This window comes from Cupriavidus sp. H18C1 (assembly GCF_049311595.1).
In the GTDB taxonomy this organism is placed as follows: domain Bacteria; phylum Pseudomonadota; class Gammaproteobacteria; order Burkholderiales; family Burkholderiaceae; genus Cupriavidus; species Cupriavidus cauae.
Genome location: NZ_CP186008.1, coordinates 1,156,113 through 1,175,754, shown reverse-complemented (window position 1 = coordinate 1,175,754; position 19,642 = coordinate 1,156,113). Strand labels below are relative to the sequence as shown.

Genomic DNA, 19,642 nt, shown 5'->3' with positions numbered 1-19,642 from the left:
GTAATGCGGGTCACGGCGGGGCTTGCAGGCGCATGGAAGGGCATGGCCCTCATGGCGAGTCAGGGCGCCTCATGACGCGACATGACGTCACGATGGATAAGGCGGGACGAGTTCGCGCCAACCGAGCCGCCGGACGCGGGCGGCTTCCGGGTGGCTTGCCGCTGCGCGCCGTGAAGACGGATCGCTCCCTTCCGCATCGATCCATTCGGTCTGCAGCACGACGCGCGCGGCCGGGTCGCGGCCCTGGCCAAGCGCGGTGATGCGATAGCGCTGCGCCGGCATGCCGGCGGGCGCCGATCCGCCGGTGTTTTTCGGCGGCAGCCGTTCGATCAGATAGCGCGGCACGGTGGTGGCGCCGGCCATGTCCGGCGGGATGATCGGCAGCGTCGCGCCGGTTACGTTTCCGACCGGGACACCGATGCCGTGCGCGGGCGGGGCCTGATCCATCCAGGCCCGCCACGCCGGTGGCCGGCCCGGAGCAGGGCTGCACAGGCCGCGCTGCGCCTGCGTGCCGCAATGGCCGGGCGCAGGCCAGGAGGCGAGGCGAGCGTTGCGGCCGGCCAGCGCCGCGCTGGCGGCAGGTCCCGTCATGGCGGTAGTTCCGTCGATGGCGGCCGGTCGCGCAATGGCGGCAGGTCCGCCAACGGGGACAGGTCCCTCAATGGCGGCGGGTCCCGCAATGGCGGCAGGTCCCGCAATGGCGGCAGGTCCCGTCATGGCGGCGGGTCCCCCCAATAGCGGCAGGTCCCCCAATGGCGGCAGTTGCGCTCAGCAAATCGTGCTCGCCATCGAGCAGCGCGACCTCCGCGCCGCGAAACGCAATCTCGCGCTCGAGCCGCTGGCCGATTGCCTGATGTCCGGCCAGGAGCAGTACGAACAGCGCGCCGGCCAGGGCGAGGGTCAGCGTCGACAGCACGACCACCGAAATCAGCGTGATGGCGCCGCGTGGGACCCGCGCTGGCATCGCAACGCCGGTGGCGCTCAGCATGGCGACTCCGCGCAGAACGAGGCATTGCGCAGCCACACGGTGGTGGCGAACACCCGCCGCGAAACGGTGGGCCGGGAGCGGGGCATAAACGCGATATCGTCGCCTTGCTCGCCGGTGGTGCGTGGCGGCAGCAGTGGCAAGGGCGTCGCGGCCGTGCCCGGCATGCCAGCCCCGCTGCGCAGCACCAGGGCGATCTGCACGGCCAACACCTTGCGCCACGCTTCCGTTCCGCCGATGGCAAGTTCGCTGGCGCGCAGGAAGGTGTCGACGCGGCCGTCGCCGTCGCGGTCGACGCCATAGCGCAGCTGCAGGGTCTCGACACCGCGGGCCAGTGCGCCGGTGCTCCACGTCGTGCCGCCGCTGCCTCCAATGCCGCCACCGCCACCGCCACCACCACCACCACCACCACCACCGACACTACTGCCACCACTGCTGCCACTGCTGCCACTGCCACCATCGCGGCGCCCGGGATAGCGGCACAGCAATTGCGGCTCGCCGTCGGCGCCGTTGGCCACGTACAGCAGGTTGGCGGTCAGGTAGCCGGCCGCCCGCGGCGACGAGGCCGGTGCGGGTTCCGCGGCGGCCACCGCGATGGGGACCGGGTAACCGCTGCAGTCGGACAGGTAGCGGTCGGGCACCGCCGGATCGCCGAAGGGATGGTCGCCGCCGAAGCGGATCAGCAGCGCATCGCTGCCGGCGATGCCGGGTTTGCCGCAGTTCAGTGCGTCGCCGAGCGTCGGCTGGCCGCAGTCGTCGCGACCGATCAGCGGCGGGGGCAGGGCGGCGGTCGGCGCCGGATGCCAGCCGGCATGGCGCAGCAGCGCGGCAATCGCGTCCAGCAGGGCGCCGCCGCGCTGCTCCAGTTCACGTTGCTCGGCGGCCAGGACATAGGCGGATCGCATGGTCAGGAAGGCCGTCACCGCAGCGCTGCTCGCCAGCGCGCCGAGCAGCAGGCCGACCATCACCTCGACCAGCGACCATCCGGCCGTCGCGGCGGACTGCCATGGCGAACCCGCGCGGCTGGGCCCGGGCGATCCGATCGCCCATGGGGCGACGATCGCCGCGCGCATGGTTGCAACCGTCGTGCTCATGGCCGCAACCGCAGCGCGATGGCGCGCAACGCGGTCCGGGGCTGGGCCGCATCCGCCCCGCTGCCTATGCCGAGCGCCGGGGGGCAAGGGGCCGACCACGACGACGCGCTGGCCGGCCGGACAGCTCGATTGCGCCGCGTCGGCCGGCACCGACGCGCACCAGCGTGGCGGCGGCACGCCAGGCATCCGCGCCAGCGCAGGGAGCCGGGCGGGATCGGGCAGCGCATCCGGTCCCGCCAGCCCGGCCAGCTCGGCGCCCTCGGCGGCGAGCCGCAGGGCCTGGCCGATCCGCAGCGGCTCGCGCCACCATTGCAGCGCCATTGGGGCGAGCCCGGCCAGCGGCAGCAGGCCGATGCCGAGCAGGGCGAGCGCGACCAGCGATTCGAGCAGCAGGTAGCCGCGGTGGCGCGCACGCCGGCGGTCAGTCAGGCAAGGGCAAGAAGGGGAGCGGCAGTCGGCGCGCCATGGAAGGGCGCCGGCAGTTGAGGCGCCGGAAGGCGCCGAACCGGTCGATAACCGGGAAGCGGCCGGCAACGCCGAAGCGGTCGTTAACTCGGAAGCCGCCAACAACGCCGAAGCGGTCGGCACCGCTGAAGCCGCAAAAGGGATAGCAACCATCGCTCTGGTCCTGCGCGTGACAAGCGGGGACCAGATTAATCGTCAGCGAGCGGGGATAAGGTTTCGGACCGTGGAGGATTCGACAAGGATTGCAACAGCGGCAATGGCAACGGCAACTGCAGCAAACAGCGGCGACGGCAACAAGCAGCTACAAGCGGCGACAAGCAGCATCAGGCAGCAACACGCGGCGACAAGCAGCATCAGGCAGCAACACGCGGCGCCAAGCAGCTAAAAGCCGCAACACCCCCACGCCGCCGCGAAGCAACGCCTCAGCGCTTGCCGTTGGGCGAGCTGACTTCGGCCAGCACGTCGGAGAACTCGGACACGTCCTCGAAGCTGCGGTACACCGAAGCGAAACGGATATAGGCGATCTTGTCGAGCTTGCGCAGTTCGCGCATCACCAGTTCGCCGACCTGGCTGCTCGGGATTTCCTTCTGCCCCAGCGCCAGCAGCTTTTCCTCGATGCGCGCAATCGCCTCGTCGATGGCCTCGGCCGACACCGGCCGCTTGCGCAGGGCCAGCCGCATCGAATCCTTCAGCTTGCTGCGCGCGTAGTCGACGCGGCTGCCGTTCTTCTTGACGATGGCCGGGAAGAACAGCTCGATCCGCTCATAGGTGGTGAAGCGCCGATCGCAGGCCTCGCAACGGCGGCGCCGGCGCACGGTATCGCCTTCCTCGGACATGCGGGTGTCGAGCACCTGGGTATTGGAGTGACCGCAGAAGGGACATTTCATCGGACCACCTGGAGGCGGAGGTTGAGCGGCCGCGCGCCGCCCGCCGAAGCGGGGGCGCGCGGCGACGGCCGATCAGCCGTAGACCGGGAAGCGCTTGGTCAGCGCCGCGACCTGCTCGCGCACGCGCGCGATGTTGCCGGCATCGTGCGGGTTGTCCAGCACGTCGGCGATCAGGTTGGCGACCTGACGCGCTTCCTCTTCCTTGAAGCCACGCGTGGTCATCGCCGGCGAGCCCAGGCGGATGCCCGAGGTCACGAACGGCTTTTCCGGATCGTTGGGGATCGCGTTCTTGTTGACCGTGATATGCGCGTCGCCCAGGATCTTCTCGGCTTCCTTGCCGGTGATCTGCTTGGCGCGCAGGTCGACCAGCATCACGTGGCTCTCGGTGCGGCCCGAGACGATGCGCAGGCCGCGCGCGATCAGGGTCTCGGCCAGCGCCTGGGCGTTCCTGACGACCTGCTGCTGATAGGCCTTGAACTCGGGCGACAGCGCTTCCTTGAAGGCGACGGCCTTGCCGGCGATCACGTGCATCAGCGGGCCGCCCTGGATGCCGGGGAAGATCGCCGAATTGATGGCCTTCTCATGCTCGGCTTTCATCAGGATCACGCCGCCGCGCGGCCGCGCAGGCTCTTGTGCGTGGTGGTGGTGACGAAGTCCGCGTGCGGCACCGGGTTCGGGTAGACGCCCGCGGCGATCAGGCCCGCGTAATGCGCCATGTCGACCATGAAATAGGCGCCGACCGACTTGGCCACGGCCGCGATGCACTCGAAGTCGATGCGCAGCGAGAAGGCCGACGCGCCGGCGATGATCAGCTTCGGCTTCTTCTCCTGGGCCAGCTTTTCCAGCGCGCCGTAGTCGATGTCCTCGTCGGCGTTCAGGCCGTAGCTGACCACGTTGAACCACTTGCCGCTCATGTTCAGCGCCATGCCGTGGGTCAGGTGGCCGCCTTCGGCCAGGCTCATGCCCATGATGGTGTCGCCCGGCTTGAGCACGGCGAAGAACACGCCCTGGTTGGCCTGCGAGCCCGAGTTCGGCTGCACGTTGGCGGCCTCGGCGCCGAACAGTTGCTTGACGCGGTCGATCGCGAGCTGCTCGACGACGTCGACATATTCGCAGCCGCCGTAGTAGCGCTTGCCGGGATAGCCCTCGGCGTACTTGTTGGTCAGCTGCGAGCCCTGGGCGGCCATCACGGCCGGCGAGGTGTAGTTCTCGGAGGCGATCAGCTCGATATGGTCTTCCTGGCGCTGATTTTCCTGCTGGATGGCGGACCAGAGTTCGGGATCGATCTGGTCGATCGTGTAACGGCTGCGTTCGAACATGGCGAAAACTCGTCTGTAGAAGGATCGGTGAAAACCGTGCAATGACGGCGGATTGACCGAAGGATACGGGAACGGAACGACGGTAGGGCGCGCGGGGAAGACGCATGCGAACCGCGTCGCCGGCCTGGGCGCGGGGCCCGGGACTGGCGGCGCAGGGCGCACCCTGCTTCCCATTCGCTGGCCCAGGCGAGCGGCAGGCGCGGCGGCTATCGCAAGGGGCCGGGGCCGGGCGTTGCGCCCTGGCTTCGGACCGCTTCCGGTGGCTTGGCGCCAGAGATCTTGCGCTTCCTCGTGGTAGTACCCACTGACTTCGCCAGTCGCGCAAGGTGGAATGGTTGGCCGGAGTTTACGCGAGGCCCCGGCTCGCCGCAAGCCGGCTGGGCCGCCTGGGACGGGGCCTGGCGGGCGGGAAGGGGGGGCGCTCGTCTGTAGGACGCCACGGCGTTGCGTTGTCGGACGCCGTGTGACACCGAAGCCGCGCCCGCGTCCGTTACAATCGCGGCCATGACGAATTTCGTATGGCCGCTGCGCGTCTACTGGGAAGACACCGACGCCGGCGGGGTGGTGTTCTACGCCAACTACCTCAAGTTTTTCGAACGCGCGCGCACCGAATGGCTGCGCTCGCTCGGTATCGAGCAGCAGGCCCTCGCCGATGAATCGGGCGTGGTCTTTGTCGTGCGCAGCACGGCGGTGGAATACAATGCGCCCGCCCGGCTGGACGACCTGCTGGAGATCCGTACCCGTATTGAACGGGTCGGGCCGGCCTCGGTCCAATTCGCCCAGGAAGCGTGGCGCGGGCCGCTGATGCTGGCCGCGGGCACGATCCGGGTGGGATGCGTGGACCGCGACAGCTTCCGCCCGGCCCCGATTCCCGCACCCGTCCTCGCAACCATCAAGACCGCTCGATGAATCCCGTGACCGTCACGCAAGACATGTCGATCCTAACGCTGGTGATGCACGCCAGCTTCCTGGCGCAGGCCGTGATGGCCTTGCTGGTCGTCATGTCCTTGTTCTCCTGGACCTATATCTTCCGCAAGCACATGGCGCTGCGCGCCGCGCGCACCCAGACCGAGGGCTTCGAGCGCGATTTCTGGGCGGGCGGCGACCTGCAGGCGCTGTATCACAGCGCGGCCAACAACCGGCACAGCACCGGCGCGCTCGAGCGGATCTTCGAGTCCGGCATGGGCGAGTACCTGAAGGCGCGCGAGCGCAGCAACGACGCCGGCGCGCTGCTCGACGCGGCCCGCCGCGCGATGCGCGCCGCCTACCAGCGCGAGATGGACGTGCTCGAGTCTCACCTGCCGTTCCTCGCCTCGGTCGGCTCGGTCAGCCCCTACATCGGCCTGTTCGGCACGGTCTGGGGCATCATGAACGCCTTCCGCGGCCTGTCCAACGTCCAGCAGGCGACGCTGGCCTCGGTCGCGCCCGGCATCGCCGAAGCGCTGGTGGCCACCGCGATCGGCCTGTTCGCGGCGATTCCGGCCGTGATCGCGTACAACCGCTACGCGACCGAGATCGACCGGCTGGCGATCCGCTTCGAGAGCTTCATGGAAGAATTCCTCAACATCCTGCAGCGGCAGACCCGCTGAAGGCCAGGCCAAGGAGAAGCGCAGCATGGCAGCCATTCAGCGCCGCGGCGGCTCGCGCCGCCGGGCCAGCGCCGACATCAATGTCGTGCCGTATATCGACGTGATGCTGGTTCTGCTCGTCATCTTCATGGTGGCGGCGCCGATCGTCAGCCCCGCCGTGGTGGACCTGCCGACCGTGGCCGACGCCACGCCGCAGCAGAAGACCCCGCCGATCGTCGTCACCGTGCACGAGGACGGCACGCTGACCGCGCGCGGCAAGAGCCCGGAGGGCGCCTCGTTCGAGCGCAAGCTCGACACCAAGGGCCTGCTGGACTTCGTGCACCAGCGCCAGAACGAGAACCCGGACCAGCCGGTGGTGATCGCCGCCGCCCGTGCGGTCAAGTACGAGGCGGTGCTCGACGTGATGTCCGAACTGAAGGCCGATGGCGTCAAGCGCGTCGGCCTGATGGTCAAGTCCAAGTAACCGCTGGATGACGACCGGATGTCGCCCGGAACCTTGCCGTTAGCCTTTTCCATGAAGACCGCCGACTCCTATCCGTATCAGCCGGTCAAGGAACGCGGCACGCTGCGCTCCTTCCTGCTGGCGCTCTTCATGCATCTGCTGCTGGCCATCGTGCTGTACTACGGTGTCAACTGGCAGATCAGCACTCCCGCCGGCGTCGAAGCCGAGCTGTGGGAGGAAGTCCCCGATACCCCGGCCCCGGAGCCCACTCCGCGGCCCCAGCCCCAGCCGACTCCGGCGCCGCCGGCACCCGTGGCGCAGCCCAAGCCGGAAGAGGACGCCGACATCGCGCTCGAGCGCCAGAAGCGCCGCGAAGCCGAGGCGCGCGAGGCCGCGCGCAAGCAGGCCGAGCTGAAGGCGCGCCAGGAGCGCGAGGAACGCGAGGCGGCCGAGCGCCGCGAGGCGCAGCGCAAGGAAGAACAACGCAAGGAAGCCCTGCGCAAGGAAGAGCAGCGCAAGGAAGAGCAGCGGAAAGAGGCCCAGCGCAAGGAAGACCAGCAGCGCGCCGAGGAGCAGAAGCGCAAGGAACAGGCCGAGCGCAAGGAAGAGCAGGCGAAGAAGGCCAAGGCGGACGCCGAGGCCAAGGCCAAGGCGAAGGCAGACGCGGACGCGAAGGCCAAGCGCGAGGCCGCCGCCAATGCCCAGCGCCAGGCCGAACTGGCCCGCCTGAAGGCGCTGGCCGGCGGCAGCGGCTCGGGCGGCGGCACTTCCGACAACGCCGGTTCGGGCGGCCGCGCCTCGCCGGGCTACGCCGACAAGGTGCGCCGCCGGGTCAAGCCGAACATCGTCTTCACCGAGGACGTGCAGGGCAACCCGACCGCCGTGGTGTCGGTGTCGCTGGCGCCGGACGGCTCGCTGCTGTCGGCCCGCCTGTCCAAGTCCAGCGGCAATTCGGCCTGGGACAACGCCGTGCTGCGCGCGGTCGAGCGTTCCGACCCGCTGCCGCGCGACGACAACGGCAAGGCGCCGTCCAGCTTTACGATCACTTTCCGGCCCAAGGACTGAGGCAGGGGAAGCGTATGATTTGCAACATAGTGCAACCGGGATCGCTGGCCGCGGGGCGGCTGGCTACCATCGACGGTTGCCTGGCGCGGCCCGGCGGCGCCTCGCTCCGCGCGCCGTTGCCGACGCGTCCGATGCATCGATTGACGATCTCGATATAGATAGAGGAGCAGCATGCGATCGCTTTTGGCCCTTTTGGCCCATGGGGGCTTCGCCTATCGGGCGGCCGACGCCCGCCGACGCACCCCAGCCACCCCCGCCGCCGGCCGGCGCACCGCCGGTTCGGCCGTGCTGGCCTGGATCACCATGGCGCTGGCCATGATGCTGACGATGGGCACCGCCCACGCCCAGCTGAACGTCGAAATCTCCGGCGTCGGCTCCAGCCAGTTCCCGATTGCCGTCGCCAACTTCCAGAATGAAAGCGCGGCGCCGACCAATCTGACGGCGATCATCCGCGCCGACCTGCAGCGCAGCGGGCGCTTCCGCAATGTCGACGTGGCCGGCGCCACCGTCCCGGAAACCGCCAACGTCGACCTGGCCGGCTGGAAGACCCGCGGCGCCGACGCCTTCGTCGCCGGCAGCGTCACGCCCGCCGGCGGCGGCCGCTACGAGGTCCGCTTCCGCCTGTACGACACCGTCAAGGGCGCCAGCCTGGGCGGCCTGGCCTTTACCGTCGGCCAGGACCAGCTGCGCGTGACCGCGCACAAGATCGCCGACTATATCTACGAGAAGCTGCTGGGCGAGCGCGGCGTGTTCGCGACCCGGCTGTCGTACGTTTCCCGTGTCGGCAACCGCTTCCAGCTGTTGATCTCCGACTCCGACGGCCAGAATTCGCGCGTCGCGCTGACCAGCAACGAGCCGATCATCTCGCCGTCGTGGTCGCCGGACGGCGCCAAGGTGGCCTACGTCTCGTTCGAGGCGAAGAAACCGGTTGTCTATGTGCATGACCTGGCCACGGGCCGCCGCACGCTGGTGTCGAACCAGAAGGGCAACAACAGCGCCCCGGCATGGTCGCCCGATGGCCGCCATCTGGCGCTGGCGCTGTCGCGCGACGGCAATACGCAGATCTATCAGGTCAATGCCGACGGTTCGGGGCTGCGCCGCCTGAGCCGCAGCAGCGCGATCGATACCGAGCCGCAGTATTCGCCGGATGGCCGCCATATCTACTTCACCAGCGACCGTGGCGGCGCGCCGCAGATCTACCGCATGCCGGCCGCCGGCGAGGAGTCGGGCGCGGCGCAGCGCGTGACCTTCAAGGGCAACTACAACGTCAGCCCGCGGGTTTCGCCGGATGGCAAGCAACTGGCGTACATTAGCCGCGGCGGCGGCTTCAAGCTGCAGCTGATGGACCTGGGCAGCGGCGATGTCACCGCGCTGACCGACACGGCCAACGACGAGGCGCCCAGCTTCGCCGCCAACGGCAAGTACATTCTCTACGCCACTCGCGTCGGCGGTCGCGCGGTGCTGGCGGCGGTGTCGACCGATGGACGTACCAAGCAGGTTTTGTCGCTCCAGTCCGGCGAGGTTCGCGAGCCGTCCTGGGGACCCTTCATGCAATAACAGAAACAGGAGCCTCCTACCATGTCCAACATGATCACCAAGTCTCTCGCCATCGCCGTTCTGCTGACCCTCGGCGCCTGCTCGTCGGGCGTCAAGCTGGACGACTCCGCCAAGGCCGGTGCCAGCACCGGCGGCACCTCGACCACCGACCCGCGCGCCGTCGCGCCGGTGGACGTCTCGCGCGATCCGCTGAACGACCCGAACAGCCCGCTGGCCCGCCGCAGCGTCTACTTCGACTTCGACAGCTACAGCGTCAAGCCGGAATACCAGGGCATGCTGAACGAGCACGCCAAGTACCTGCAGGGCAACCGCGGCCGCCGCATCCTGATCCAGGGCAACACCGACGAGCGCGGTACCAGCGAGTACAACCTGGCGCTGGGCCAGAAGCGTGCCGAGGCGGTGCGCCGTTCGTTGGCCACCATGGGCGTGCCCGAGACCCAGATGGAAGCCGTGAGCCTGGGCAAGGAAAAGCCGAAGGCGACCGGTCATGACGAAGCGTCGTGGGCAGAGAACCGCCGCGCCGATATCGTTTATTGATTGCCGTCTGGATTCGTTTCGATCCGTTGATCCCGCGCTGAAGAAAGTCGATCCATGAAAGCACGCGTCTCTACTCTGTCGTGGCTAGTCGCCGCAGTTTGTGCCGGCCTGTTGCCGGCCGCCCAGGCACAGGCCGGTGTCTTCGACGATGACGAGGCGCGTCGCGCCATCATCACGCTGCGAGAGCAGTTCAATGGCTTCCAGGCCACTGCCTCGCAGCGGATCGACCAGAACAGCCGGGCCCAGATCGAGATCCAGAACCAGCTCGAAGGGATGCGCCAGGAAGTGGCGCGCCTGCGGGGCCAGAACGAGGTGCTGCAGAACGAAGTCGCGAATCTGCAGCGCCAGCAGAAGGACTACTACGCGGACCTGGACGCGCGGCTCAAGAAGTTCGAGCCGCAGCAGGTCACCGTGGAAGGCCAGCAGGGCCTGGCCCAGCCGGGCGAGAAGACCGAGTACGACGCCGCGCTCAAGCAGTTCCAGACCGGGGACTTCAAGGGCGCCGGCGCCAACTTCTCGGCCTTCATCAAGAAGTATCCGCAGAGCCCGTACCTGCCGCTGGCGCAGTACTGGCTGGGCAATTCGCTGTACGCCCAACGCGACTACCGTGGCTCGATTACGGTGCTGCAGAACATGGTGCAGGCCAGCCCGACGCACCCCAAGGTGCCCGACGCGATGATCGCGATCGCCAACAACCAACTGGAGTCGAACCAGAAGGCGGCGGCGCGCAAGACGCTCGAGCAGGTGGTGGCCAAGTATCCCGGCACCGAGGGCGCCCAGGCGGCCAGCAACCGGCTGAAGACGCTGAAGTAAGGCGCACGGAAGTCGAGGACGCTGAAGCCCGCCGCTCGCGGCGGCGCCGGCGTGGGATGTGCCGGGGGCCCGCGCAAGCGGGCCTTTTTCGTGGTCGCGCTAAAATAACGGGTTACCCGATGTACCGCGAAGGCCGAGCGGCCTTCGCCCGCTACCCGGCACGCGCCACCCCGAGATGACCCAACGCGCAATCGTCCTGCTTTCCGGCGGTCTGGACTCCGCCACCGTGCTCGCTATGGCCAATGCCCAGGGCTTCGAGACCTATGCGCTGTCGATGCGCTACGGCCAGCGGCATTCGTCGGAGCTGGAGGCGGCCAAGCGCGTCGCCGCGGCGCTCGGCGCCAAGCGGCACGAGATCGTCGACCTGGATCTGCGCCGCTTCGGCGGCTCGGCGCTGACCGACGACGCGCTGGACGTGCCGACCGACGGCGCGGCCGGCGGTATCCCGGTCACCTACGTGCCGGCCCGCAACACCATCATGCTGTCGCTGGCGCTCGGCTGGGCCGAGGCGATCGGCGGCCGCGACCTGTTCTTCGGCGCCAATGCCGTCGATTATTCGGGCTATCCCGATTGCCGTCCGGAATACGTGCAGGCCTACGAGGCGCTGGCCAACCTGGCCACCAAGGCCGGCGTCGAGGGCGAGCGCATCCGCGTCCACGCGCCGATCATCGACATGACCAAGGCCGAGATCATCCAGGCCGGCGTCCGCCTCGGCGTCGACTACGGCATGACGGTGTCGTGCTACCAGGCCGACGAGCAGGGCCGCGCCTGCGGCGTCTGCGATTCCTGCCGGATCCGCCGCGCGGGCTTCGAGGCCGCCGGCGTGCCCGATCCGACCCGTTACCAGAGCGCCGCGTGATCCTGACCGCCGCGGCCCGGCTGCTTCGCTTACCTCTTATCGTCCTGCCACCGGCAATCCGCCATGCCTGAAATCGACGTCCCCGCGCTGACCCGCACCGTGCTGGTCTGCACCTTCGCGCTGACCTTCCTGTTCGGCGCGGTCCTGCAGCGCACGCACTTCTGCACCATGGGCGCTGTCTCCGACATCGTCAACATGGGCGACTGGACCCGCATGCGCATGTGGGTGCTGGCGATCGGCGTCGCGATGATCGGCACCGGCGTGCTGGCGTGGTCGGGCCAGATCGATCCGGCCCGGACCATCTATGCGGCCGACAAGCTCGCGTGGCTGTCCGCGCTGGTCGGCGGGCTGCTGTTCGGCTTCGGCATGGTGCTGGCCTCGGGCTGCGGCAGCAAGACGCTGGTGCGGATCGGCGCCGGCAACCTGAAGTCGCTGGTGGTGTTCGTGTTCCTGGGCCTGTCGGCCTATATGACGCTGCGCGGCCTGTTCGGCGTGATCCGCGTCAATACCGTCGACGCGGTGGCGATGCAGCTGCCGACCTCGCAGGACCTGCCGTCGCTGCTGGCGCAGACCGGCCTGTCGCGCGGCACGCTGCAGCTCGTGCTGGGCCTGCTGCTCGGCGGTGTGCTGTCGCTGTGGGCGCTGGCCGGCAAGGGCTTTCGCACCTTCGACAACCTGCTCGGCGGCATCGCGGTCGGGCTGATCATCGTGGCGATGTGGTACGTGTCCGGCCATCTCGGCTTCGTGCCGGAAGATCCGAATACGCTGGAAGAGGTGTTCGTCGCCACCAACAGCGGCCGCATGGAGAGCCTGAGCTTCGTCGCGCCCTACGCCTATACGCTGGACTGGCTGATGATGTTCAGCGACAAGAGCAAGGTGCTGACGGTCGGTATCGTCAGCGTGATCGGCGTGATCGCCGGCGCGGCCGCCTATGCGCTGGCCTCGCGCACATTCCGCTGGGAAGGCTTCGGCAACGCCGAGGACGTCGCCAACCATATCGTCGGCGGCATCCTGATGGGCGCGGGCGGCGTGACCGCGCTGGGCTGCACGATCGGGCAGGGCCTGTCCGGCGTGTCGACACTGGCGATCGGTTCCTTCATCGCGCTGGCCGGCATCCTGCTCGGCGCCGTGCTGGCGTTCCGTTATCAGATGTGGCGGCTGGAGCGGATGGCCTGAGCCGCGCGATCACGCTGCGGTCCGGACGCCAAGGGCAGTGCCGTTGACATGATCAAGTGAAGCTGACTATAATCGCGGCTTCGGTTTTTTCGGGTCGTTAGCTCAGCCGGTAGAGCAGCGGACTTTTAATCCGTTGGTCGCAGGTTCGAATCCTGCACGACCCACCAAGTATTGAAGAAGGGCCTGTGGCGCAAGTCACAGGCCCTTTTTTGCATGGTGTCCCAGCCGTGCGTGGTGTCCCAGCCGTGCGTGGTGTCCCAGGCGTGCATGGTGTCCCAGGCGTGCATGGTGTCCCAGGCGTGCATGGTGTCCCGACCGCATGGTGTCCCGACCGCGTTGCGGCCGGACAAGGCCTTCAACGGCCGGGCGTCGGCGGCTGGGTAGGCGGCGTCTTCGTCGGCGTGTTCGACTCGGTTTCCCGCATCGACACGAACAGGTCCCAGCTGGCGATGAACAGCGCGGCGATCAGCGGTCCGATCACGAAGCCGTTGATGCCGAACAGCGCCATGCCGCCCAGCGTCGAGATCAGGATCACCCAGTCTGGCATCTTGGTGTCCTTGCCGACCAGGATCGGGCGCAGCACGTTGTCGACGGCGCCGATCACCAGCGCGCCGAAGGCGATCACCGTGATGCCCTTCCACAGCACGCCGGTCAGCAGGAAATAGATCGCGACCGGTCCCCAGATCAGGCCCGCGCCGACCGCCGGCAGCAGCGACAGCACCGCCATCACCACGCCCCACAGCACCGCGCCCTGGATGCCGAGCACCGCGAACAGCACGCCGCCGAGCAGGCCCTGCAGCGCGGCCACGGCGAGATTGCCCTTGATGGTCGCGCGGATCACGCCGGTGAACTTCAGCAGCAGCATCTGCTTGTGTTCCTCGCTCAGCGGCAGCGCCAGGCGGATGCGCCGGGTCAGCTTGGCGCCGTCGCGCAGCAGGAAGAACAGCAGATACAGCATCACGCCGAAGCTGATGACGAACTGGAAGGTGTTCTGGCCGATGCTGAGCGCCTGCGTGGCCAGGTACTGGCTGATCTGTCCGGCCGCGGTGGCCAGCTTTTCCTGGATCGAGGCGACGTCGTTCAGCTCGAGCCGGGTCAGCGCCGAGTTCAGGCTCGACGGCAGCGCCGCCACGGCCTGTTCGAAGTAGGCGGTGAAATTGATATGCCCGGAGCGGATCTGGTGCACCACCGCGGTGGTTTCATTGAGCAGCGAGGCGGTGACCAGGAACATCGGCAGCACCACCACCAGCAGGCACAGCAGCAGCGTGATCAGCGAGGCAAGGTTGGCGCGGCCGCGCATCTTGCGCGTCAGCAGATTGTTCAGCGGGGTGAAGATGATCGCCAGGATCACGCCCCAGAATACCGCGCCGAAAAACGGCTGAAGCACCCAGAAGAAGGCGATGGTGACGATGGCCAACAGGATGTAGAAGGCCTTCTGGTGCATGGCGGTTCAGTGTCGAGGTGTGGACGTGTCGAGGACACGCGATGGATGGGCGATCCGCTGGCGAGCCGGCGGCCCGCTCGGATGCCAGTGCAATCCGGCGTCCCGCGGCGGGCGCGACGGCTCAGCGTACCAGCGGATCGTGAAAACCGGTATCGGTGCGCGCGGCGGCGTCGCCGCGGGCGGTGCCCGGCGCGGGAACATTGCCTTCGGGCGTCTGCGAGCGCGCCTGCTGCCAGGTCCGGTAGGCCCAGTAGCCGGCGCCGGCGACGGCGCCCAGCTTGGATAGCTTCCAGCCCCAGCGCAGCACCGGCACGCGGCGCATCAGCGGCAGCGCCAGCGACAGGGCCGATCCCACGATCGGATAGTCTTTGGCAAGGCCCAGCAGCTTCCACATCGATTGCGGCCGCGCCATGCGCGGCAACCAGGCGCCGATGCGGCCGATGTTGCGGACGCTGGCGCGCACGTCGGCGAGCGATTGGGCGCAGTCGTAGCGCTCGAGCGCCGCGCGGGTGATCAGCAATTCCTTGCGGACCGCCAGCGGCAAGCGGACTTCGCGGGCCGTGCGCCGGCGTGCCGGCGGTTCGGTGCGCGCCGTCCGCGCGCCGACACCGGTCGGCGGCATCGGCGGCAGTCCGGCTTCGTCGAGCGCCGTGGCCGACGGCGCGGCGTAGGCGTCGGCGGACGATCCCGCGGATGGGGTCGGCGTCGGGGCCGGGGCAGCGCCCGCGGTCGGAGACGGGGAAGGGGACGGAATCGGAGTCGGAGCGGGGGTCGGGGTCATTGGCGCAGGCTCTCCCGGTCCTTGTCGATTTCGGCCAGCGTGGCTTCGAACATCGGCGGCGAATGGCGGACGATATTACGCGCGGCCAGGAGGCACCCGCCGCCGAGCAGCAGATAGACCACGATCACCGCGCCGAGCGCCTGCACCCGGTAGTTGTCCCAGAACAGCAGCACGATCAGGCCGGTCAGCGCGAACAGCGCGAGGCCGAAGAACACCAGGCCGACCAGCGCCAGCAGCGCCATGCGCAACAGCCGTGATTTTTCCTCGGAGAGTTCGACGCTGGCCAGTTCCAGCCGGGTCTGCACCATCGCCGCCACCGAGCTGCCCAGCGTGCGCAGCGAGTCCAGTAACTTGGGTGAGGAGGTGTCGTCGGTCATGCGGTTCCGCTGATTGGAGTGTCGTCATGCGCCGCGTTGCGGCACCCGGCAGGAGGGGGCCTGCGCGATCGGCGCACCGGGAGCGCCCGCGAACGGGGTGCTCCGGAAGGGCGCCGGCGCGCAGGCCGGCAAGTCGCGGTCGGGCGCGGGAACCCGCGGGTTGCGGGTACAGCGGCCCGACCGGCTGGCTTTACTTGCGGTTCAGCAACAGGCCGATCAGCAGACCGGCGCCGGCGGCGATGCCGACCGCGCGCCAGGGATGGTCGTGTACGTAGTCGTCGGTGGCGCGGGCCGCGGCCTTGCTCTTGGTGACGACGGCGTCCTGCAGATCCTGCGCTTTTTCCTTGGCTTGCTTCAGCAGGCCCATGCCACGCTCGCGCAGTTCGGCGGCCTTCTCGCCGGTGGTCGAGGCGGCTTGCTTGAGCAGTTCCTCGGCATCGGACAGGACGGTTTTGACATCGCTCATCAGTTTCTCCTGGTTGCGGGCGGTTGTTTCGGATAGTTGCATGTTGGCCTTCCTCGCTCTCGTAGGGTGTCTTCGCCTTGCTGCGGTCCAAGCATTTCCTAGGATATGCGGCGGTCTGCAATGGTTTCAAGACAGCGAGTCCTACAAGTCATGTAGGACATCGGCGCAGCGCGATGCAAACCTGAGCGGTTTTTATCGGCCGGCACGCCGTCGGGCGTCGCGCGCCCGTCCGGCGCGTCCCCGGATCGCGAGGTGGCGGCGGGTTTCGGCGTCACGCCAAAGCCTTCGACCATCGATTCGGCAAATGACTTCGCGTGATGTTGTAGTGACTTTATATTTGTTTGTGTCTCACCGCAATCGGAATAGACTGGTCTGAGTCCGGGCGCTGGCGGCCCGGAGGCAAGCAACATCCGACAGACGACTGACGACCGACAGGCAAGGAGGCAACCATGGCACTCAGGCTAGGCGACATTGCGCCGGACTTCGAACAGGATTCCAGCGAAGGCCGCATCCGCTTTCATGAATGGCTGGGCAACAGCTGGGGCGTGCTGTTCTCCCATCCGGCGGACTTCACCCCGGTCTGCACGACCGAACTGGGACTGACGGCCAAGCTCAAGGACGAGTTCGCCAGGCGCAACGTCAAGGCGATCGCGCTGTCGGTCGACCCGGTCGAGTCCCATCAGCGCTGGATCGAGGACATCAACGACACCCAGGGCTGCCAGGTCAATTTCCCGATCCTGGCCGACGCCGACCGCAAGGTGTCCGAGCTCTACGACATGATCCATCCGAACGCCAACGAGACGCTGACGGTGCGCTCGCTGTTCGTGATCGATCCGAACAAGAAGGTGCGGCTGATCATTACCTATCCGGCCAGCACCGGCCGCAACTTCAACGAGATCCTGCGCGTCATCGATTCGCTGCAGCTGACCGACAAGCACAGCGTGGCGACGCCGGGCAACTGGCAGCAGGGCGAGGACGTGGTCATCGTGCCGTCGTTGAAGGACGAAGAGGTGATCAAGCAGAAGTTCCCGAAGGGCTACAAGGCGCTGCGCCCGTACCTGCGGATGACGCCGCAGCCGGACAAGCAGCAGTAAGCCATCGGCTGCACGAGAAACCGCGCAAGAATCGCGGCGAGAAGCCGCAATGATAAACGCAGCGGGAAACCGCAGCGATAAACAGAAACGAGAACCAGAAACGAGAACCAGAAACGAGAACCAGAAACGAGAAACGCCGCGCCGCCCCGCGTGATGCAAGCGGGGACGGCGCGGCGCCAACGGTGTCGTACCGACGGGTTCGCCCGTCGTCTCCTTGGTAGTGTGCTTTGGCCCGGCGACAGCCGGGCCTTTTTATTGGGCCGTGCGCACTGGCTCGGCCGGGGTCATTCCGGAGCCGTTCAGAAGAAGGCTTGGATGCCGGTCTGCGCGCGGCCAAGGATCAGCGCATGGATGTCATGCGTGCCCTCGTAGGTGTTGACCACCTCGAGGTTGACCACATGGCGGATCACGCCGAACTCGTCCGAGATGCCGTTGCCGCCGAGCATGTCGCGCGCCACGCGGGCGATGTCGAGCGACTTGCCGCACGAATTGCGCTTCATGATCGAGGTGATCTCGACCGCCGCGGTGCCCTCGTCCTTCATCCGGCCCAGGCGCAGGCAGCCCTGCAGGCCCAGCGTGATTTCGGTCTGCATGTCGGCCAGCTTCTTCTGCACCAGCTGCGTGGCGGCCAGCGGGCGGCCGAACTGCTTGCGGTCCAGCGTGTACTGGCGCGCGGTATGCCAGCAGAACTCGGCGGCGCCCAGCGCGCCCCAGGCGATGCCGTAGCGGGCCGAGTTCAGGCAGGTGAACGGGCCCTTCAGGCCGCTGACGCCCGGCATCAGGTTTTCTTCCGGCACGAACACCTGGTCCATGACGATTTCGCCGGTGATCGAGGTGCGCAGGCCGACCTTGCCGTGGATCGCCGGCGCGCTCAGGCCCTTCCAGCCCTTTTCCAGGATGAAGCCGCGGATGGCTTCCTTGCCGCCGTTCTGCGGATCGTCGGCGAGCTTCGCCCACACCACGAACACGTCGGCGATCGGCGAGTTGGTGATCCACATCTTGGCGCCGCTCAGCTCGTAGCCGCCGTCGACCTTCTTCGCGCGCGTCACCATCGAGCCCGGGTCGGAGCCGTGGTTCGGCTCGGTCAGGCCGAAACAGCCGATCCATTCGCCGGTGGCCAGCTTGGGCAGGTACTTCTGCTTCTGCGCCTCGCTGCCGAATTCGTAGATCGGCACCATCACCAGCGACGACTGCACGCTCATCATCGAGCGATAGCCGGAATCGACGCGCTCGACCTCGCGGGCGATCAGGCCATAGCTGACGTAGTTCAGCCCCGGGCCGCCGTACTGCTCGGGAATGGTCGGGCCCAGCAGGCCGAGTTCGCCCATCTCGCGGAAGATGGTCGCGTCGGTCTTTTCATGCCGGAACGACTCCAGCACGCGCGGCATCAGCTTGTCCTGGCAGTAGGCCGCGGCGGCGTCGCGCACCATGCGCTCGTCGGCGGTCAGTTGCTGGTCGAGCAGCAGCGGGTCGGCCCAGTGGAATTCGGCGTTGGCGGCCATCGAGGTCTCCTTCGGTAGAGCGGTGAACGCGGGTCAGCGTGATTGAGCTTGGAATGGAACGTGGTAATCGGGCGCGGAGGACCGGCTGGCGGGGCGCTGCCGGTCTCGTTTTGAGGTTCCGCATTGCGGAACCGTGTTCCGATGCGTTAGTATAGCGCAAAGCGTCCGGCCGGCAACAGCCCGTTCGGACCTCCCGACTTCGTTCACCGCCTTTCGACCCAGGAGCCCGCCGTGGCCAATTCCGACGCGCTTTCCTCCGCCGCCAGCACGGGGAATGCGGCTGCCCCAGCCACCCCGGCCGCAAAGAGCCCTCCGGCCGCGGAGGTCACCAAGGCGACCGAGCCCGGGTCGGAGCGCGCCGTGCGCGAGAGCGACCCCAACTTCGTCACCGCGCTGGCCCGCGGGCTGGAGCTGCTGCGGTGCTTTCGCACCGGCGAGTCGATGCTCGGCAACCAGGACTTCGTGCGGCGCACCGGCCTGCCGAAGGCGACCGTCAGCCGCCTCGCCGGCACGCTGGTGCAACTCGGGTATCTGCGCTACGACGACAGCCTGGGCAAGTACGCGCTCGACGCCGGCGTGCTGGCGCTGGGCTTTGCCTATCTGTCGGCCTCCGATGTGGTCGCGCTGGCGCGGCCGCATATGTTGGCGTTCGCGCAGACGCATGGCGTGTCGGTGTCGCTCGGCAAGCGCGAGCGGCTGGAGGTGATCTATCTGGAGTCGATCCGTAACGACGCCGGCTCGATGCTGGGCCTTGGGGTCGGATCGCGGCTGTCGCTGGTGTCGAGCTCGATGGGGCGGGCCTATCTGGCGGCGCTGGCCGGGCCGAAGCGGGAACGGCTGCTGGCCGAATTCGCGCAGGCCTATCCCGAGCAATGGAAGGCGCAGGAGGCGCCCATGCGGGCGGCGGTCGCCGAGGCGGAGCAGCGCGGCTACGCGGCCTCGTTCCGCGACTGGCATCCGGCCATCCACGCCTGCGCGGTGCCGTTCCGGCCGATCGGCGAAAAGGACATCCACATGCTGAGCTGCAGCGCGTCGTATGGCAGCGTCGACGAGGCGGTCTTCCACGAGACGCTGGCTCCGGCGCTGCGCGCGCTGGCGGCGCGGTTGTCGGAGGGCGCCGCGCGCTGAGCGCGGCAGCCTGGGCCGCTGCGGTTGCTCAGGCCGCCGAGGTCGCTGGGTCGCTGGGTCGC

21 protein-coding genes, 1 tRNA gene, 1 pseudogene and 1 riboswitch are annotated in these 19,642 nt (G+C 68.1%); of the genes and pseudogenes, 13 read left to right on the top strand and 10 right to left on the bottom strand.

All coding sequences use genetic code 11. The features are described from left to right. Positions 1 to 87: 87 nt before the first annotated feature. The 3 genes from OJJOAM_RS05595 to OJJOAM_RS05585 form a co-directional block, all read right to left on the bottom strand. Positions 88 to 447 (bottom strand): pilus assembly protein, encoded by a 360-nt coding sequence (locus tag OJJOAM_RS05595; RefSeq protein WP_422649142.1) that lies wholly within the window; start codon positions 445 to 447, stop codon positions 88 to 90. Between the two features lie 211 nt (positions 448 to 658). Then, positions 659 to 988 carry a hypothetical protein gene (locus OJJOAM_RS05590; RefSeq protein WP_422649141.1) on the bottom strand — a complete coding sequence of 110 codons (330 nt, stop codon included), beginning with the start codon at positions 986 to 988 and terminating at the stop codon, positions 659 to 661. After that, positions 982 to 2,079, bottom strand: coding sequence for a PilW family protein (locus OJJOAM_RS05585; RefSeq protein ID WP_422649140.1), 1,098 nt, complete (start codon positions 2,077 to 2,079; stop codon positions 982 to 984). Before OJJOAM_RS05585 ends, OJJOAM_RS05590 begins: the two co-directional genes overlap by 7 nt. A gap of 66 nt (positions 2,080 to 2,145) precedes the next feature. On the opposite strand from OJJOAM_RS05585, the gene OJJOAM_RS05580 reads away from it, so the two are divergent. Beyond that, positions 2,146 to 2,565 (top strand): hypothetical protein, encoded by a 420-nt coding sequence (locus OJJOAM_RS05580; protein WP_422649139.1) that lies wholly within the window; start codon positions 2,146 to 2,148, stop codon positions 2,563 to 2,565. A gap of 401 nt (positions 2,566 to 2,966) precedes the next feature. Here OJJOAM_RS05580 and nrdR read toward each other — a convergent pair whose 3' ends face one another. Together nrdR and glyA are read right to left on the bottom strand one after the other, a co-directional pair. Next, complete coding sequence (nrdR, locus tag OJJOAM_RS05575; RefSeq protein ID WP_053821213.1) at positions 2,967 to 3,431, bottom strand: transcriptional regulator NrdR; 465 nt, start codon at positions 3,429 to 3,431, stop codon at positions 2,967 to 2,969. A 72-nt stretch (positions 3,432 to 3,503) separates the two neighbouring features. Beyond that, positions 3,504 to 4,750: pseudogene (gene glyA, locus OJJOAM_RS05570) on the bottom strand (serine hydroxymethyltransferase). Between the two features lie 229 nt (positions 4,751 to 4,979). Beyond that, a riboswitch (ZMP/ZTP riboswitch) is annotated at positions 4,980 to 5,081 on the bottom strand. 173 nt (positions 5,082 to 5,254) lie between these two features. Between glyA and ybgC the strand changes: the two are divergent. The 10 genes from ybgC to OJJOAM_RS05520 all read left to right on the top strand — a co-directional run bounded on the left by ybgC (position 5,255) and on the right by OJJOAM_RS05520 (position 12,955). Next, positions 5,255 to 5,659: a tol-pal system-associated acyl-CoA thioesterase gene (ybgC, locus tag OJJOAM_RS05565; RefSeq protein WP_422649138.1), complete on the top strand. Its 405-nt coding sequence runs from the start codon at positions 5,255 to 5,257 to the stop codon at positions 5,657 to 5,659. After that, entirely contained in the window at positions 5,656 to 6,339 is a 684-nt protein-coding gene (gene tolQ / locus OJJOAM_RS05560; protein WP_023264902.1) for a protein TolQ, read from the top strand. Before ybgC ends, tolQ begins: the two co-directional genes overlap by 4 nt. Positions 6,340 to 6,364: 25 nt before the next feature. Next, on the top strand, positions 6,365 to 6,802 hold the full coding sequence (gene tolR, locus OJJOAM_RS05555; protein WP_149317785.1) for a protein TolR: 438 nt from the start codon (positions 6,365 to 6,367) through the stop codon (positions 6,800 to 6,802). 51 nt (positions 6,803 to 6,853) lie between these two features. Continuing rightward, a complete protein-coding gene (gene tolA, locus OJJOAM_RS05550) occupies positions 6,854 to 7,846 on the top strand; it encodes a cell envelope integrity protein TolA (protein ID WP_422649137.1) in 993 nt (330 codons plus the stop codon). 303 nt (positions 7,847 to 8,149) lie between these two features. After that, positions 8,150 to 9,403: a Tol-Pal system beta propeller repeat protein TolB gene (gene tolB / locus OJJOAM_RS05545; RefSeq protein WP_422649507.1), complete on the top strand. Its 1,254-nt coding sequence runs from the start codon at positions 8,150 to 8,152 to the stop codon at positions 9,401 to 9,403. A gap of 30 nt (positions 9,404 to 9,433) precedes the next feature. After that, the gene (gene pal, locus OJJOAM_RS05540; RefSeq protein ID WP_422649506.1) at positions 9,434 to 9,940 is read left to right on the top strand and encodes a peptidoglycan-associated lipoprotein Pal; all 507 of its coding nucleotides are present in this window, start codon (positions 9,434 to 9,436) and stop codon (positions 9,938 to 9,940) included. Positions 9,941 to 9,994: 54 nt separating this feature from the next. After that, on the top strand, positions 9,995 to 10,753 hold the full coding sequence (ybgF, locus tag OJJOAM_RS05535; protein WP_422649136.1) for a tol-pal system protein YbgF: 759 nt from the start codon (positions 9,995 to 9,997) through the stop codon (positions 10,751 to 10,753). Positions 10,754 to 10,928: 175 nt separating this feature from the next. Continuing rightward, complete coding sequence (queC, locus tag OJJOAM_RS05530) at positions 10,929 to 11,612, top strand: 7-cyano-7-deazaguanine synthase QueC (RefSeq protein ID WP_422649135.1); 684 nt, start codon at positions 10,929 to 10,931, stop codon at positions 11,610 to 11,612. Positions 11,613 to 11,675: 63 nt separating this feature from the next. Further along, positions 11,676 to 12,788 carry a YeeE/YedE family protein gene (locus tag OJJOAM_RS05525; protein WP_422649134.1) on the top strand — a complete coding sequence of 371 codons (1,113 nt, stop codon included), beginning with the start codon at positions 11,676 to 11,678 and terminating at the stop codon, positions 12,786 to 12,788. 91 nt (positions 12,789 to 12,879) lie between these two features. Next, positions 12,880 to 12,955, top strand: a tRNA-Lys gene (locus OJJOAM_RS05520). 188 nt (positions 12,956 to 13,143) lie between these two features. On the opposite strand, the gene OJJOAM_RS05515 is transcribed toward OJJOAM_RS05520, so the two are convergent. From OJJOAM_RS05515 to OJJOAM_RS05500, 4 genes are all read right to left on the bottom strand, one after another. Beyond that, on the bottom strand, positions 13,144 to 14,232 hold the full coding sequence (locus OJJOAM_RS05515; RefSeq protein WP_422649133.1) for an AI-2E family transporter: 1,089 nt from the start codon (positions 14,230 to 14,232) through the stop codon (positions 13,144 to 13,146). Between the two features lie 121 nt (positions 14,233 to 14,353). After that, entirely contained in the window at positions 14,354 to 14,854 is a 501-nt protein-coding gene (locus tag OJJOAM_RS05510; protein ID WP_422649132.1) for a DUF3318 domain-containing protein, read from the bottom strand. 155 nt (positions 14,855 to 15,009) lie between these two features. Next, on the bottom strand, positions 15,010 to 15,390 hold the full coding sequence (locus OJJOAM_RS05505; RefSeq protein WP_422649131.1) for a phage holin family protein: 381 nt from the start codon (positions 15,388 to 15,390) through the stop codon (positions 15,010 to 15,012). Positions 15,391 to 15,580: 190 nt separating this feature from the next. Continuing rightward, positions 15,581 to 15,898 (bottom strand): DUF883 family protein, encoded by a 318-nt coding sequence (locus OJJOAM_RS05500; RefSeq protein WP_315904136.1) that lies wholly within the window; start codon positions 15,896 to 15,898, stop codon positions 15,581 to 15,583. Between the two features lie 407 nt (positions 15,899 to 16,305). Here OJJOAM_RS05500 and OJJOAM_RS05495 point away from each other — a divergent pair, with 407 nt between their 5' ends. Further along, on the top strand, positions 16,306 to 16,950 hold the full coding sequence (locus tag OJJOAM_RS05495; protein ID WP_149317793.1) for a peroxiredoxin: 645 nt from the start codon (positions 16,306 to 16,308) through the stop codon (positions 16,948 to 16,950). Between the two features lie 299 nt (positions 16,951 to 17,249). Here OJJOAM_RS05495 and OJJOAM_RS05490 read toward each other — a convergent pair whose 3' ends face one another. Continuing rightward, positions 17,250 to 18,452 carry an acyl-CoA dehydrogenase gene (locus tag OJJOAM_RS05490; protein ID WP_422649130.1) on the bottom strand — a complete coding sequence of 401 codons (1,203 nt, stop codon included), beginning with the start codon at positions 18,450 to 18,452 and terminating at the stop codon, positions 17,250 to 17,252. Between the two features lie 360 nt (positions 18,453 to 18,812). Between OJJOAM_RS05490 and OJJOAM_RS05485 the strand changes: the two genes are divergently transcribed. Next, entirely contained in the window at positions 18,813 to 19,580 is a 768-nt protein-coding gene (locus tag OJJOAM_RS05485; RefSeq protein WP_422649505.1) for an IclR family transcriptional regulator, read from the top strand. The last annotated feature ends 62 nt before the right edge of the window (positions 19,581 to 19,642 follow it).

Coding starts and splice junctions, on each gene's coding strand:
- OJJOAM_RS05595 (WP_422649142.1), bottom strand. CDS start 447: ATGGATCAGGCCCCGCCCGCGCACGGCATCGGTGTCCCGGTCGGAAAC.
- OJJOAM_RS05590 (WP_422649141.1), bottom strand. CDS start 988: ATGCTGAGCGCCACCGGCGTTGCGATGCCAGCGCGGGTCCCACGCGGC.
- OJJOAM_RS05585 (WP_422649140.1), bottom strand. CDS start 2,079: ATGAGCACGACGGTTGCAACCATGCGCGCGGCGATCGTCGCCCCATGG.
- OJJOAM_RS05580 (WP_422649139.1), top strand. CDS start 2,146: ATGCCGAGCGCCGGGGGGCAAGGGGCCGACCACGACGACGCGCTGGCC.
- nrdR (WP_053821213.1), bottom strand. CDS start 3,431: ATGAAATGTCCCTTCTGCGGTCACTCCAATACCCAGGTGCTCGACACC.
- ybgC (WP_422649138.1), top strand. CDS start 5,255: ATGACGAATTTCGTATGGCCGCTGCGCGTCTACTGGGAAGACACCGAC.
- tolQ (WP_023264902.1), top strand. CDS start 5,656: ATGAATCCCGTGACCGTCACGCAAGACATGTCGATCCTAACGCTGGTG.
- tolR (WP_149317785.1), top strand. CDS start 6,365: ATGGCAGCCATTCAGCGCCGCGGCGGCTCGCGCCGCCGGGCCAGCGCC.
- tolA (WP_422649137.1), top strand. CDS start 6,854: ATGAAGACCGCCGACTCCTATCCGTATCAGCCGGTCAAGGAACGCGGC.
- tolB (WP_422649507.1), top strand. CDS start 8,150: ATGGCGCTGGCCATGATGCTGACGATGGGCACCGCCCACGCCCAGCTG.
- pal (WP_422649506.1), top strand. CDS start 9,434: ATGATCACCAAGTCTCTCGCCATCGCCGTTCTGCTGACCCTCGGCGCC.
- ybgF (WP_422649136.1), top strand. CDS start 9,995: ATGAAAGCACGCGTCTCTACTCTGTCGTGGCTAGTCGCCGCAGTTTGT.
- queC (WP_422649135.1), top strand. CDS start 10,929: ATGACCCAACGCGCAATCGTCCTGCTTTCCGGCGGTCTGGACTCCGCC.
- OJJOAM_RS05525 (WP_422649134.1), top strand. CDS start 11,676: ATGCCTGAAATCGACGTCCCCGCGCTGACCCGCACCGTGCTGGTCTGC.
- OJJOAM_RS05515 (WP_422649133.1), bottom strand. CDS start 14,232: ATGCACCAGAAGGCCTTCTACATCCTGTTGGCCATCGTCACCATCGCC.
- OJJOAM_RS05510 (WP_422649132.1), bottom strand. CDS start 14,854: ATGCCGCCGACCGGTGTCGGCGCGCGGACGGCGCGCACCGAACCGCCG.
- OJJOAM_RS05505 (WP_422649131.1), bottom strand. CDS start 15,390: ATGACCGACGACACCTCCTCACCCAAGTTACTGGACTCGCTGCGCACG.
- OJJOAM_RS05500 (WP_315904136.1), bottom strand. CDS start 15,898: ATGCAACTATCCGAAACAACCGCCCGCAACCAGGAGAAACTGATGAGC.
- OJJOAM_RS05495 (WP_149317793.1), top strand. CDS start 16,306: ATGGCACTCAGGCTAGGCGACATTGCGCCGGACTTCGAACAGGATTCC.
- OJJOAM_RS05490 (WP_422649130.1), bottom strand. CDS start 18,452: ATGGCCGCCAACGCCGAATTCCACTGGGCCGACCCGCTGCTGCTCGAC.